Origin of the sequence: Sphingobium sp. DN12 (assembly GCF_051058005.1) — a bacterium.
Lineage (GTDB): Bacteria > Pseudomonadota > Alphaproteobacteria > Sphingomonadales > Sphingomonadaceae > Sphingobium > Sphingobium yanoikuyae.
Map to the genome: position 1 here is coordinate 226,444 of NZ_CP173717.1, position 13,989 is coordinate 240,432.

13 protein-coding genes are annotated in these 13,989 nt (G+C 60.9%); 10 read left to right on the forward strand and 3 right to left on the reverse strand.

Annotation, left to right across the window (positions count from 1 at the left end):
• From ACI6S0_RS01110 to ACI6S0_RS01155, 10 genes are all read left to right on the forward strand, one after another.
• Positions 1–1,158, forward strand: coding sequence for an efflux RND transporter periplasmic adaptor subunit (locus ACI6S0_RS01110; protein ID WP_010338225.1), 1,158 nt, complete (start codon positions 1–3; stop codon positions 1,156–1,158).
• 4 nt (positions 1,159–1,162) lie between these two features.
• A complete protein-coding gene (locus ACI6S0_RS01115) occupies positions 1,163–4,390 on the forward strand; it encodes an efflux RND transporter permease subunit (RefSeq protein WP_120249342.1) in 3,228 nt (1,075 codons plus the stop codon).
• 62 nt (positions 4,391–4,452) lie between these two features.
• Positions 4,453–4,947 (forward strand): SRPBCC family protein, encoded by a 495-nt coding sequence (locus ACI6S0_RS01120; RefSeq protein WP_010338227.1) that lies wholly within the window; start codon positions 4,453–4,455, stop codon positions 4,945–4,947.
• Entirely contained in the window at positions 4,940–5,563 is a 624-nt protein-coding gene (locus ACI6S0_RS01125) for a cation transporter (RefSeq protein WP_010338228.1), read from the forward strand. Before ACI6S0_RS01120 ends, ACI6S0_RS01125 begins: the two co-directional genes overlap by 8 nt.
• A 61-nt stretch (positions 5,564–5,624) precedes the next feature.
• Positions 5,625–5,867, forward strand: coding sequence for a zf-TFIIB domain-containing protein (locus ACI6S0_RS01130; RefSeq protein ID WP_010338229.1), 243 nt, complete (start codon positions 5,625–5,627; stop codon positions 5,865–5,867).
• A 112-nt stretch (positions 5,868–5,979) separates the two neighbouring features.
• Positions 5,980–6,381: a hypothetical protein gene (locus tag ACI6S0_RS01135; protein WP_232015803.1), complete on the forward strand. Its 402-nt coding sequence runs from the start codon at positions 5,980–5,982 to the stop codon at positions 6,379–6,381.
• Positions 6,382–6,430: 49 nt separating this feature from the next.
• Positions 6,431–8,917 carry a heavy metal translocating P-type ATPase gene (locus ACI6S0_RS01140; RefSeq protein WP_026109590.1) on the forward strand — a complete coding sequence of 829 codons (2,487 nt, stop codon included), beginning with the start codon at positions 6,431–6,433 and terminating at the stop codon, positions 8,915–8,917.
• Between the two features lie 114 nt (positions 8,918–9,031).
• Entirely contained in the window at positions 9,032–9,412 is a 381-nt protein-coding gene (locus tag ACI6S0_RS01145) for a hypothetical protein (protein WP_232015805.1), read from the forward strand.
• Positions 9,413–9,464: 52 nt separating this feature from the next.
• The gene (locus ACI6S0_RS01150) at positions 9,465–10,340 is read left to right on the forward strand and encodes a bestrophin family protein (protein WP_010338233.1); all 876 of its coding nucleotides are present in this window, start codon (positions 9,465–9,467) and stop codon (positions 10,338–10,340) included.
• A gap of 145 nt (positions 10,341–10,485) precedes the next feature.
• Complete coding sequence (locus ACI6S0_RS01155) at positions 10,486–11,109, forward strand: carbonic anhydrase (protein ID WP_004210803.1); 624 nt, start codon at positions 10,486–10,488, stop codon at positions 11,107–11,109.
• A gap of 103 nt (positions 11,110–11,212) precedes the next feature.
• On the opposite strand, the gene ACI6S0_RS01160 is transcribed toward ACI6S0_RS01155, so the two are convergent.
• The 3 genes from ACI6S0_RS01160 to ACI6S0_RS01170 all read right to left on the reverse strand — a co-directional run bounded on the left by ACI6S0_RS01160 (position 11,213) and on the right by ACI6S0_RS01170 (position 13,965).
• Positions 11,213–12,073: a hypothetical protein gene (locus ACI6S0_RS01160; RefSeq protein ID WP_010338234.1), complete on the reverse strand. Its 861-nt coding sequence runs from the start codon at positions 12,071–12,073 to the stop codon at positions 11,213–11,215.
• Between the two features lie 134 nt (positions 12,074–12,207).
• The gene (tcmP, locus tag ACI6S0_RS01165) at positions 12,208–13,158 is read right to left on the reverse strand and encodes a three-Cys-motif partner protein TcmP (RefSeq protein WP_010338235.1); all 951 of its coding nucleotides are present in this window, start codon (positions 13,156–13,158) and stop codon (positions 12,208–12,210) included.
• A gap of 66 nt (positions 13,159–13,224) precedes the next feature.
• Complete coding sequence (locus tag ACI6S0_RS01170; protein WP_017503063.1) at positions 13,225–13,965, reverse strand: DUF5131 family protein; 741 nt, start codon at positions 13,963–13,965, stop codon at positions 13,225–13,227.
• Positions 13,966–13,989 lie beyond the last annotated feature (24 nt).

Consider the following 13,989-nt stretch of genomic DNA (forward strand, 5'->3'; position numbering starts at 1 on the left):
ATGACATCTAAGAAGATCATCTACGCCGCCTTGCCCCTGTCCCTGATGCTGGCGCTCGCCGCTTGCGGAAGCGGTGCCGAGGAGAATCCGTCCAACGACGCGGCACCCGCTGCTGAAGCAAAGGCAGGGGAGAAAGCCGAAGAGGGCAAGATCACGCTCTCGGCCGATCAGATCGCATCGGCTGGCATTCAGACGGCGCGCCCGATGATGGGCGGCTCGGGCACGATCGAGCTCCCCGCTACCATCGATGGCGACCCTCAGGGCACGCAGGTGGTATCGGCCGCGATCGGTGGCCGCGTGGTTTCGCTGACCCGTAACCTTGGGCAGTCGATCGGTCGCGGCCAGACGCTTGCCGTGATCGAGAGCCGCGAGGCCGCCTCGCTCAACGCCGAGACCGAAGCTGCTCGCGCACGGCTGTCTCTGGCGAACAGCAATCTCGCCCGCGAACAGCGTCTGTTTTCGCAGCGCGTCTCGCCTGAGCAGGATCTCATCGCTGCCCGCACTGCGGCGACCGAAGCCCGCATCGCCCTTCGTCTGGCGCAGCAGCAGGTTTCTGCTGCGGGCACGGGTGGCGGCGGCCTCAATCGCATCGGCATCGTGGCGCCTATGTCGGGTCAGGTTATCGGCCGCAGCGTGGTGCTGGGGCAGACGGTCGCGGCGGATGCTGAATTGTTCCGCGTCGCCAACCTTTCGAGCGTGTCGCTTTCGCTCAACCTGCAGCCGCAGGATGCGGGCCGGGTGCGTCCGGGCGCAACGGTGAATATCAAGGCAGCTGGTCGACAGGCGACCGCGAAGGTGACGTTCGTGTCGCCGGCGCTCGATGCCAATACGCGACTGGTTCCCGTCATCGCGACTCTCGACAATCGTGATGGCCTCTGGCGCGTCGGCGAGCCGGTTACGGCATCGGTCGCGCTCACCGGCAGCGGCGGCGATGGCGCGATCCGTGTGCCGCTGACTGCGGTGCAGACAGAGGAGGGCAGGTCGGTCGTCTTTGTGCGGACCAAGACCGGGTTCCAGGCAACCGCCGTCCAATTGGGCGACAGTGCCGGCGACAGCGTGATCATCAAGTCGGGCCTGAAGGGCACCGAGGAGATCGCCACCGTCAATAGCTTCACGCTCAAGGCCGAACTCGGCAAGAGCGAAGCCGCGGAGGACTGAGCCGATGATCGCCCCAATCGTAACATGGGCGGTTCACAAGCGCTGGCTCGTCCTGCTGCTGACCGCCATTGCCGCCGTGATCGGCGCCGCCGCCCTGTCTCGCCTGCCTATCGACGCAGTGCCGGACATCACCAACAATCAGGTGCAGATCAACGTCCGTGCGCCCGCGCTTTCGCCCGAACTGGTCGAAAAGCAGGTGGCGTTCCCGATCGAGACTGCGCTCGCCGGCATTCCGGGCCTCGAATATAGCCGTTCGCTTAGCCGCAATGGTTTCGCGCAGGTGACGGCGGTCTTCTCCGATCAGACGGATATCTTTTTCGCCCGCCAGCAGGTCGGCGAGCGCCTGACAGGCGTGTCCGAGAACTTGCCCGATGGCGTAACGCCCGAAATGGGCCCGATCGCCACCGGTCTGGGCGAGGTCTATATGTGGACCGTCCGTCTGGAGCATCGCAAGGACGACAAGCACCAGCCGGGTGAACCCGGCATGCAGCCCGATGGCAGCTACATCACGCCGGAAGGCGAACGGCTGACGAACGACACCGACAAGGCGACCTACCTGCGTACCGCGCAGGACTGGATCGTTTCGCCGCTGCTGAAGAACACTCAGGGCTTGGCCGGCGTCGATTCGATTGGCGGCTATGCCAAGCAGTTCCTCGTCGTGCCCGACGTCCAGCGCCTGGCTTCGATGGGGATCACGCTGACGCAGCTCAGCACAGCCCTCGAACGCAACAACAACAGCGTCGGTGGCGGCTTCGTCAATCGCAATGGCGAAGGTCTGGCAGTCCGTGCGGACGCTCTTGTCCGTAACGCCGACGAACTTTCCAAGATCGTGGTGGCCACCCGGGAAGGTGTACCCATCACCCTTGGTCAGGTTGCATCTGTTCGTACCGGTCAGGCGATTCGCATGGGGTCGGCGTCCGAAAACGGAACTGAGGTCGTCGTCGGCACCGCCATCATGCGGATCGGCGAGAATAGCCGCACCGTCGCGACCGCAGTCGCCAACCGGCTGGAGGAGATCAACGCCTCACTGCCGCCAGACGTAATCGTCCAGCCTGTGCTGAACCGTACGGCGCTGGTGAACTCGACCATCAAGACGGTCGCCAAGAATCTGGGCGAAGGCGCGGTCCTTGTCATCGTGGTGCTGTTTCTGCTGCTCGGCAACTTCCGTGCCGCGCTGATCGCCGCCGTCATCATCCCGGTGACCATGATGCTGACCGGCTTTGGCATGTTGCGTGCCGGGGTGTCAGCGAACCTCATGAGCCTTGGCGCGCTCGACTTTGGCCTCATTGTCGATGGCGCCGTCATTATCGTCGAAAATGCCCTGCGACGCATGGCTGAGCATCAGCATCACGAAGGGCGTCTGCTCACCGTGAAGGAACGGCTGGATACGGTCGCTTCTGCTGCCCGGGAGATGATCAAGCCGTCGGTCTATGGCCAGGCGATCATCATCCTCGTTTATGTGCCGCTCCTCACCCTGACCGGTGTCGAGGGCAAGACCTTCGTGCCGATGGCGCTTACCGTCATCATCGCGCTGGTCTGCGCCTTTATCCTCTCCCTGACCTTTGTTCCCGCCGCGATCGCCCTGTGGCTGTCCAAGCGGATCGAAGAGAAGGAAGGACGGATCATGAGCTGGCTCAAGGCCCGCTACGAACCCGGTCTCGACCGGGCGATGAAGCGGCCTGTCGTCACTGTCGGCGCGGGTGTCGGCGGCTTCGTCCTTGCAATCCTGGCCTTCATGTCTCTGGGACAGGTTTTCCTGCCGCAGCTCGATGAGGGCGACCTGTTGATCCAGGCCCTGCGTATTCCGGCGACGTCGGTGCAGCAGAGCCAGGCGATGCAGGTGCCGATCGAGCAGATGATGTCGAAGCAGCCGGAGGTGAAGTTCGTCTTCTCCAAGACCGGTACGGCCGAACTGGCATCCGACCCGATGCCGCCCAACGCCACTGATATGTTCGTCATCCTCAAGGACCGGAAGGAATGGCCGGACCCCAGCCTGAAGAAGGAGGAACTCATCTCTCGGATCGAGGGGGAACTCGCCAAATTCCCGGGCAACGCCTACGAGATCACCCAGCCGATCCAGATGCGCTTCAACGAGCTCATCGCCGGCGTGCGCGGTGATATTGCGGTCAAGGTCTTCGGGGACGACTTCAACTCGATGAACGCGACGGCGGAGAAGATCGCCAGCGTCCTGCGCCGCACGCAGGGGGCTGCCGACGTGAAAGTCGAGCAGACCACGGGCCTTCCGATGCTCGACATTCGGGTGAATCGCGACGCCATGGCCCGCCTCGGCGTTACCGCTCAGGACGTGCAGGACATCGTGAACGCAACGCTGGGCGGCCAGCAGTCGGGCATGATCTTCGAAGGCGACCGCCGTTTCCCGGTGGTGATCCGTCTTTCCGAAGATCAGCGTGGTGACATCTCGCTGCTCAGTCAGGTCCAGGTGCCGACCCCGAGCGGCCAGTTTGTTCCGCTGGCCAGCGTTGCGGATATCCGCGTCGTCGACGGTCCAAACCAGATCAGCCGTGAAAACGGCAAGCGTCGTGTCGTTGTCCAGGCGAACGTGCGTGGCCGTGACGTTGGCGGCGTGGTCGCAGATGCGCAGGCTGCCATTGGTAAGGAAGTGCGTCTTCCTCCAGGCAGCTATCTCGAATGGGGTGGCCAGTTCGAGAATCTGGCATCGGCTCAGGAACGCCTGCAACTGGTGATCCCGGCCTGCTTTGTCCTGATCCTGCTGCTCCTCTATGGAGCGTTGGGGTCGGTCCGTGATGCAGCGATCGTGTTCACCGGCGTTCCGCTCGCTCTGGTGGGTGGCGTGCTGGCCCTCTTCTTGCGGGGCATGGACTTCTCCATCTCCGCAGCGGTCGGGTTCATTGCGCTGTCCGGCATCGCGGTCTTGAACGGCCTCGTCATGGTGTCCTCCATTCAGGATCTCATGCGAACCGGCATGGAGCGCGCCGAAGCCGCTCGGGTGGGCGCGCTTCAGCGTCTGAGGCCGGTGGTCATGACGGCGCTGGTTGCGAGCCTTGGCTTCGTGCCGATGGCCCTGGGCAGTGGTGCTGGCGCCGAAGTCCAGAAGCCGCTGGCGACGGTCGTAATCGGCGGCCTGATCTCCGCGACGCTCCTGACCCTGTTCGTCCTGCCGACGCTCTATGCGCGATACGGCCGCACGACGATGGTCGAGGAGGATGATCCAGAGATCGAGGTCTCCCCGTCTGTTCAACCGCAGCACTGATGTGACGGGAGGGCAGCAACTGCCCTCCCGCCTCTTCCTGATCGAAGGAAAGGATCAGACCGATGAGAGAGGAAACCATATTCAGTCCTCAGATCTCGCGTTTGCGGGCGTGGACACTGTTGGCCGACCTCAATCGCTATGAGGCGTGGCATCCGCACTATTGTTTTGGTGCGGGGGTCGTCGAGCTTGGGAACAAGATCGACATGACCTGGACGCTGATGGGCAAGCAGGCATCGCTGGAAGCCAGAATTGTAGCCAATGATAAGCCCGATATCATCCGCTGGAGAGCAGCCACATTGCCGCTTTTCAGCATCGAAGAGGGGTATGAAATTTATGAGGATGAAACCGGTCTGCATGTCCGGCACAGCTTCGAATGCAAGGGCATCCTTGGATTGTTGGCACGCCCGCTAGCCACAGGCCTTCGCCGTCAAATGAGAACGCAGGATGCGAGTTTCATGGCGGCGGTGAAGCGCACGATCCGCGCAGTCTCTCCAGCCAATCGCCACAAGCGGCGCTCGCTCAGCGTGATCAAGGGCAGGGGGAAGAGCGATGGATGAAGCAACGAGCGGCGTCAATCAGCGCTTGGAGCGTAACACGCTCTGGATCGTGCTGATCCTCAACGTCCTCATATCTGCAGCCTTCTTCATCGTTGGCTTTACTGGAGATTCCAGCGCTCTCATCGCCAATGGCGTCGACAATCTGTCGGATGCGCTCGTTTATGCGCTGAGCCTTGTAGCCCTGAGCCGAGGCGTCACGTGGAAGAGCCGAGCGGCAATGTTCTCAGGCTCCATGCTGCTGGTCTTCGCAGTCGGCATCCTCATCGACGTCGGTCGTCGATATGTCTACGGCAGCGAGCCCATTGGCACGGCCATGATGGCGATGTCGGCTGTGGCAGCCATCGTAAACTTCATCTGCCTAAGGCTGCTGCAACGGCTTGAGCAGCCCGACGTCAACATGCGCGCAGCTACAACCTTTAGCTTCAACGACTTCATTTCGAATGGCGGCATTTTGATCGCCGGCGTGCTGGTTTGGTGGCTCGGCACAAACTGGCCGGATCTTCTCGTCGGCGTCGCCACTGCGCTGATCGCCATCAAGGGCGGGGTCGAGATCCTGAAGGATGCTCGTAGCGAAATTCGGGAGGCCAAGGGCCGCCCAGAAATCAAGGAGGCCTGAAATGACAACTCGTACTTCTCCGCAAGGACTTCCCTGTCCGGTCTGCAAGGTCGACCTGCTCATGAGCGAGCGGCAGGGCATCGAGATCGACTATTGCCCTCAATGTCGTGGCGTCTGGCTCGACCGCGGTGAACTCGACAAGATCATCGAACGCAGCATCAGCGAAACTCAGCCGACCGAACGGCGTGAAGGCACGCTTGGTGTGTTCGGCTCAAAGCATGGAAGCGATCGTGGCGACAGCCACGGATCTCGGGGCGGCCACCATGGTCGTCGCAAGGGCTTCCTGCGCGATCTCTTCGACTGACAACCAGCTTGGCCGCCGCACCTACCCCCTGTGTGCGAGAACGGCCCGCGTCATGGGCGGCATCCCTCGCCGCCCATGACGACAGTTTCTTCCTCCTGATCCGGGAAACAACATGCGCCTGAAACAATATCGTTTGAGCCGTCTCTCCCTGACCGTAGGAGGCCTGATGCTCAGCCTGATGGGATGTCAGCAGAATGGTGGCGGCGATGAAAGCCGTCATGATCGCAATTCCATTCCCACGCTCGTTGGGGAGCATCTCTACGCATGTGAGGATGGAACGCAGCTGGACGGCGATTTCCTGGTCGATGGGCTGACCCTCGATCTGGCGATCCTGCCGAACCAGAAGCCGATCCGTCTGACTGCGCCCGACACGGGCCTGACCTATGTCGGCGATAAGCTCAATGTCAGCCTGACCGGCGTCGACACGTTGAAGCTAGTACGCGCCGATCAAAAACCGCTGATCTGCAGGAGAACCCGGACGATCAGCAAGCAGGGACGCCTGCATCCACCCTGATGGCAACTGTTTTTACCGAAGATAGCGTGTCCCAACCAGGATGATGGTCATGATTCAAAAACTCCGCCTTGATGTCCCCCTGCTGCTCCCCGAAGTCACCGACACGGCTGATGGCTGCGTTTCGCGCCTGATATCCTTGATCGAAAGCCGTCCCGGTGTTTCTGAAGTGCATGTCACGAAGGAACCAGCCGGCACACTGCCGCAGCTGTGCATCCACTATGATCCGGACGCGATCTCTCTTCCTCGTATCCGGGAGCTGGCGAAGGCGGCGGGGACGCAGATCGCAGAGCGCATCGGCCATGCGGTGTGGGAGGTCGACGGCATTGGCCATCAAAGGCGTGCCAGGTCTATTGGCGAAACGCTTCGCGCGCTGCCAGGCGTGCTCGAAGCCGAGGCCATTCTTCCCGGGACGGTGCGGGTTGAGTTTGATCGCACGATCACGTCGGAGGATGGCATTCTCACGGGGCTTCGCGATGCCGGTGTAACACCCAAGGCACTCGCGGCTTCCGGAAAGAAGCCCGTGGCGCACGACCACGACAAGGATCACGATCACCCGGCTGTCGAGAAGCACGACCACGATCATGGGCATGGCGGACTGCTTGGGCCCAACACCGAGCTGATCTTCGCTCTTGCCTGCGGCGGCGCGCTGGGGGTGGGCTACCTCATCGAGACGTTCGTGACGGCCCCCGCCTGGGTGCCGTTCGCTCTCTTCATCGCGGCTTATGTGTTCGGCGGCTTCTACACCGTGCGTGAGGCTATCGAAAATCTGCGCCAGAAGCGCTTCGAGATCGATACACTGATGCTGGTGGCAGCCGCTGGTGCGGCGGCGCTAGGCGCTTGGGCCGAAGGTGCCTTGTTGCTGTTTCTCTTCAGTTTGGGGCATGCACTCGAGCATTACGCCATGGGCCGCGCCAAGCGTGCGATCGAAGCTCTGGCCGAGTTGGCGCCGCGAACGGCCACCGTTCGGCGCATGGATGGTGGCTCCAGTGTCGTGCCGGTCGAGGAACTGGTCCTTGGTGATGTCGTCATCATCAAGCCGGACGAGCGCATCGCCGCCGATGGCTTCGTCATCAAGGGCAATTCTGCGGTCAATCAAGCGCCTGTCACTGGCGAAAGCATCCCGGTCGACAAGGAGCCGGTCGAAAGCGCGGACTCTGCTCGGGCCAATCCTGATCGCGTCGCTGCAGCCAGCAGGGTCTTCGCCGGCACGATCAACGGCAGCGGCCTCATCGAGATCGAAGTCACGCGCCTATCGAACGAGAGCACGCTCGCCAAGGTCGTGAAGATGGTCAGCGAGGCGGAGACGCAGAAGTCGCCGACCCAGCGGTTCACTGATCGCTTCGAGCGCTTCTTCGTGCCTGCCGTTCTTGTCTTGGCATTCCTGCTTCTATTCGCATGGGTCGTCGTCGATGAGCCATTCCGCGACAGTTTCTATAGGGCGATGGCCGTCCTTGTGGCCGCCAGCCCCTGCGCGCTGGCCATCGCGACGCCGAGCGCCGTGCTGTCGGGTGTCGCCCGTGCCGCGCGGGGCGGCGTCCTGGTAAAGGGCGGTGCGCCGCTCGAATTGCTGGGATCGCTCGATGCCATCGCGTTCGACAAGACCGGCACGCTGACGATGGGCGAGCCACGCATCCAGCAGATCATCCCGGCGCCTGGCGTCACCAAGGAAGAACTGATGGCGCTGGCGGTGGCTGTAGAAAGCCTCAGCGACCATCCCTTGGCCCAGGCAATTGCGCGTGATGGGCGCGAGCATATTGGCGATCATCCAGTTCCGGAGGCCGAAAATCTGAAGAGCCTCACGGGTCGCGGCATCTCGGCTCTTGTCGGTGAGGATGAAGTTCTCATCGGCAAGGCCGAGATGTTCGGCAGCGACGGCATAGCCCCGCTGTCCGGCGAGATGGATACCGCGATCAAGACGCTCCGGGAGGCAGGACAGACCAGCATGGTCGTGCGCAGCGGCTCCCGGGATATGGGGGCTATCGGTCTTCTGGATACGCCGCGCGAAGCAGCCCGCGCGGCGCTGGAACGCCTGCGCGAGATCGGCATCAAGCGGATGATCATGATCTCGGGCGATCACCAGCGGGTGGCTGATGCCATAGGCAAGCAGGTCGGGATCGATGAAGCCTGGGGCGATCTTATGCCCGAAGACAAGGTCGAGGCCATCAAGAAGCTGAGGGCCGAGACAAAGGTCGCGATGGTCGGTGATGGCGTGAACGATGCGCCCGCCATGGCGACAGCGACCGTCGGGATTGCGATGGGCGCAGCCGGCTCGGATGTCGCGCTGGAAACCGCCGACGTGGCGCTGATGGCAGACAACCTGTCGCATCTGCCGTTCGCTGTCGGTCTCAGCCGGAGCACGCGCTGGGTTATCCGGCAGAATGTGTTCGTCAGCCTGGGTGTCGTCGCCTTCCTCGTTCCGGCGACCATCCTGGGTCTTGGTATCGGACCGGCTGTCGCCCTTCACGAAGGATCGACGCTGTTGGTGGTTATCAACGCGCTGCGGCTTCTGGCGTATCGAGATCCGGTCCGTGTCTAAGCAGGACGCGGACCACCATCGAGAAGCGACGTGAGGATCGGAAGATTCGACGCCATCTTCGTCGGGACAGGCATACTGATATGCGTCGCTCTCGCTGTGGTGGGAGTGTGGGCGATGTCCGGCGTACTGCACGCACCACTTAATGATCCTCCCGCCACGAAGCGTGTGCATTTTACGATCCAGCCGGGCGAAACGCAGCGCGTAGCAGCCTATGTGGCCGGGGAGGGGACCGTACGGTTCGTAAGCGAGAGCCGCGGCGCGAAGGTCCGCTATCGCCTTCGCCTGGAAGATGGGCACCAAGGGTCCATTCTTGCCGATACGATTGCTTCGGGCATTCAGCGGGGGGAGTTACGTCCGCAGCATGGCAGCCTGTACGAATGGTCTTGGAACAACCTATCGCCTGGGCCGGTGCATGTTGGCTTCTTTGCCGAGGGCAACTTCGACATCCTGAACCGAACAGGCGCTCGTCAGCCTGAATCCTTGGTGGCCCCCTGATTTTAAGAATTGGGCGCTACGCCTCTCACATCATAGATAATGGAGCACCGCGATGATCGTCGGAGCGCGTCCCCGCCTGCAGCAGATCATACTCGAAATCTGGAAGCCACTGACCATCCTGTTTGCCTGGGATGTGGCAGTCACCATCTTCCACCGGTTCATGCCAATCAAGGAGCCTGCGCTGCCAGTCGCGCTGTTCGGCACGGCCATAGCTTTGTTTCTCGGCTTCAGGACGAACGCCGCTTACGCCCGCTGGTGGGAGGCGCGCACCTTATGGGGCGCTTTGATCAACGCCTCGCGCAGCATGGCCCGTTTGTGTCGCAATGTATTGCCGGCTGGCCCGGAAGCGGAAGCTATTGTGCTGCGGCAGATCTCTTTCGCGCACGCGATGCGGTGCCGGCTGCGGGGGCAGGATCCGACAGAGGATATTAAGCGGCTGGCGGGCAAGGAGGCCGCCGAAGTGGCTGCCGAGCGTACGAACCGCCCCAATGCGTTGCTCGAGGACATGTCTCGGATCGTGTCTGGAGCGCGGACTGACGGGAAGATCGACACCATCCAGCAGTCCCTGTTCGAACGAGTGATGATCGATATCGCCAATGCCCAAGGGGGCATGGAGCGCATCAAGAATACGCCGCTGCCCAATGGCTTTGAGTTCATGCCGAACTTCTTCACGCGGCTGTTCTGCGTGCTGTTGCCGATCTCGTTGGTGGAGACGTTGGATCTCTACACACCGATCGGATCGACCCTGATCGGGATGATCTTCCTGGCTGCGTTGCGGATCGGGCAGGATCTGACGGACCCGTTTGCCAACACCGTCCATGACGTGCCGCTATCGACGATGTGTCGGACGATCGAGATCGATCTTCTGGAGTCCCTAGGGCGGAAGGGGCCTGGGCCACTTCCTCCTGTGGCGGGAACGCAGTGGTAGAGTAGGGGATCAAAGGCCGGACGTAGCCGTTACACCCTTCAACAGGCCGTAAAGGGGCGGAAATCAATCGTTACGATCGAGTTGGGCGCCGGCGACAGGCGGTTCCTATCTGCCTTGCGCGCCCATTCATTTAAAGGAGTATGAAGTGGCAACAGCAAGCGTAATCAGCACGCAACCGACCCCGGACGAGGCCCTGCAGCGTCTGGTCGACGGCAATGAGGCATTCGTGGCCGATGCGCCGGTGCCGGCCGACTTGTCACGCGAGCGGCGACTGGCGCTCGCAGAAGGTCAGCAGCCGTTCGCGACGCTGGTGGGCTGTTCGGACTCTCGCGTTGGCCCAGAACAGCTGTTTGGCGCCGGCCTCGGCGAACTGTTCATTGTCCGGACTGCCGGTAACAACGTGGACACCGCCGGCATGGGGTCCATCGAATATTCGGTGGCCGTGCTGAAGGTGCCGCTCATCGTCGTGTTGGGGCATGAGAAGTGCGGCGCCGTTGCGGCTGCAGCCGACGTCGTGACGAAGGATACACGGTTTCCGGGTAGCATTGCTCGTATGATCGAGCCGATCGTACCGGCCGTCTTGGCAGCTCAGCGCAATGTCGGCGAAGACAAGCTGGTCGATACCGCGGTCGAGGAAAACGTCCGGCGTATGGTCGAACGCCTGCAGAAGTTCTCAGAGCCGATGCTGATCGAACCGCAGGAGCGTGGCGAGTTGAAGGTCGTGGGCGCCGTGTACGAACTGTCGACCGGCCGGGTTCGCTGGCTCTAAAAGCGCAGGCCTTCCCGACGGACATAATCAGAGTTTGGCTGGTTATGTCCGTCGGGAGTGCGCGGATATCATGGCGGTGATAGTCGCCCTTTGATGCTGAGCGTCATTTGTAGAAGCTGCTTGTGTCGACTTTTACTCGCACGTCTGACGCGGTCACCGTCAGCGGGTCGCTGATGGGAAGTTCGATTTCTGCCTCATAAGGATATTCGTCAGTGTCGCGGGAGCCGATATCGTTCGCAACATCAGATCCTGAGCCATATTGCAGTTCGACCACAACGGATCCGGTCACCTCGTAGTAGATCGTGTTGGCATCCATGTCGGTGACCACGATTTCGTCGACCCAGTGATGGTCAATTGCGGTGTGGGTAGACAGCTCATCGAGCTCCTGGATTGCTTCCCCAATCATCTTCTCGAACACGGCGGTCTGCATCGCTCCTGCGACTGCCTCTTCGATAAAGTCCCGGCTCTCTTCAGCCGCATCCAGTAGGGCGTTGATTCCGTCGAGAACTTCGCTGAAAATCCGCCTGATTTTTGAACCGTCGGCTAGGATGGTGTTTGGGCGGACATGTGTAGAGCGGTTTAGCGCATTCACCATTTCAATCAATTCGTCGGCATGGGGCTTCACCTCGAACTTCAGTATGTCCTTTACGAATTGGTCTGAAAGGCCGGCCTTGATGATGTAATTCGCCCGTTGCCTCCTCGTCACTGTATCGGTGTCTGGTGCTTGCACGAACCAGACGCATGCGCGGACATCTTCGTCAGGTGACAGTTTGTGGATGATATGACCGATCGCTTCGCGCAGGCCGGCTGCTACGAAGTTTCCACGGATTGGGTTGCTCTTGCTCTTCCCTACTTTGATGCAGCCTTTGAAGACTGTTTTCAGGAATTTGTCCCGATCGAAACGCTTTGCGAGAGCGCGTGACGCTTCGCTGATCTCGCGCCAGGTAGCAATCTCATTTGTCATTATTATTCCATTTCAACATCATATTTTGATATTTCTGTCCAAGTTTCGATCTTGAGTTGGCCGGACTTCACTCAGTGCCCTTAGGCAGACGACATCGAAACGCTAGCTGGACTGATGCGGGATGGTGCTTGTCGTCACCGGGACGAAGGCAAGGTTCGTCCACCAAACTTTTTAATCTGAGCAGCGACGCCCCTCTTGATCAGCGACACTGCCCGTTCGTTGGGGTTTCCGCTGAGCAGGAACAATGAGAACTGGCGCAGCTTATGTCGGGTCAAGATCGGGATCGGCTCGGACACGAAACTGAAGATGGTCCGTAGGCGTTCGGCCGCGAATTTTTCTACCTTGTCAGGGTCGGCACTTCGGTTGGGCGTTGATGTGGCCGCAAAGTCGAAGAGGTCCGAAGGCTTGGGGGTGTACTTGTAGAAGTGCTGCTCCCAATCGGGGGTGCCGAAAACCTCATTCAGCGATGCCCTTTTTCCAGCGTCGAGAGCCGCATGGTCGTGGCTCAACTGCCGAAGAGCAGCGTGAAGCGGAAAGAGATACCATACGTCGGCACGCTGAGTGTTGGCGAGGTATCTTAGCGTGTCCCATCGAACAGACATGCCGTAGGGGTCGAGGAATACGACGGCGCGCTGAAGTCCGCTCCGGCCCGGCTGCGTCCAAGGGCCATTGGAGAAAACCTTGCGCAGTTCGTCGTTGGCATCCCCAGGGACGCATCGGATGTCGCGGTTCGGGAAGTCGGATTTCACCCGCTCAAGGGCGGCGAAGCGCTGCGGATCCTTCTCGATGAATACGAAGTGCCGGAAGGGCGGATCAATGGCTATCGCACGACGTGCAGAGCCCTCCAGGCGGACGCGTTCCATGACTCCTGGCTCTTGGCTAAAAAGCCCGGCCGACTTGCTTTCGATGGTGCGGTCACCTGTCCCGGCGAATGCATCAATGTACCACGTTTCGAAGGGATTGGTCGGCGACGGACTCGCTTGCAGCGCTCGCGTGTAAAAGTTGAGGTAATCGGAAACAGCATTGAGCTTGATCTCGGTCCACCCGCCACCAAAGGTATGTTCAGCTCTTTTCACATCGGCCATGTCGGATTTGTCTCGGTTAGGCCTCAGCGGCACCGTTGATCTTGTCTGGTGGGGATATGCCCGTTGTTAAGCGGCGCGCGAGGCTACGGGAACCGGCAGCTCGTTCCATTCGCGCCCGTCGAGATCACGGCCGCCGGTCTTTGGCCGGATGCCGCCCCATTGTTTGAAGAAGAACGCGACGCCTTGTTCGGCGCATAGGTCGCGAATTTCACGCGCCCATTCGATTGCCATCGGCCGCGCGCCCGGTCCACTTTCGCCGCCCGCAATAACCCAGTGAATGCCCGTGAGATCAACTTTTCCGACTGAACCGATCAGCGGTTCTACGGAAAGGAAGCGGACGCCAGCAGGTGCATCTCGCAGATGCGTAATACGAGCGCTGGATTTGCTGTCTTCGACCGACACACCGAGCCAAATGTGAGCCGGTGGTGTGGCATCACGGTAGCGCCGCTTGAGATAGCTGCGCATCAGCGAACTACGTTTCGTCAACACTTGGAAGACGTGCCAATCCGCCTTTTCCATCGTATCGAAGACCTGATCGATGAAGGTGCGGGGCACCTCCTTGTGGAATAGGTCGCTCATCGAATTGACGAAGATCATCCGGGACCGCTTCCAAGCGAGCGGTTGCGCTAGCCGTTCAGGCCGAAGGGTGAGGTCGAAGCCATGTTCGAAAGGATGACCTGGGATGCCGCGCCACCGTTCAGAGAAGCGGGCGGCATAGCAATTGTCGCAGCCGGCAGTAATCTTCGTACAACCCGTCACCGGATTCCACGTCGCATCTGTCCACTCGATTGCACTGCCGTCGGCCATAGTAACGCGCCCCTAGAACGTACC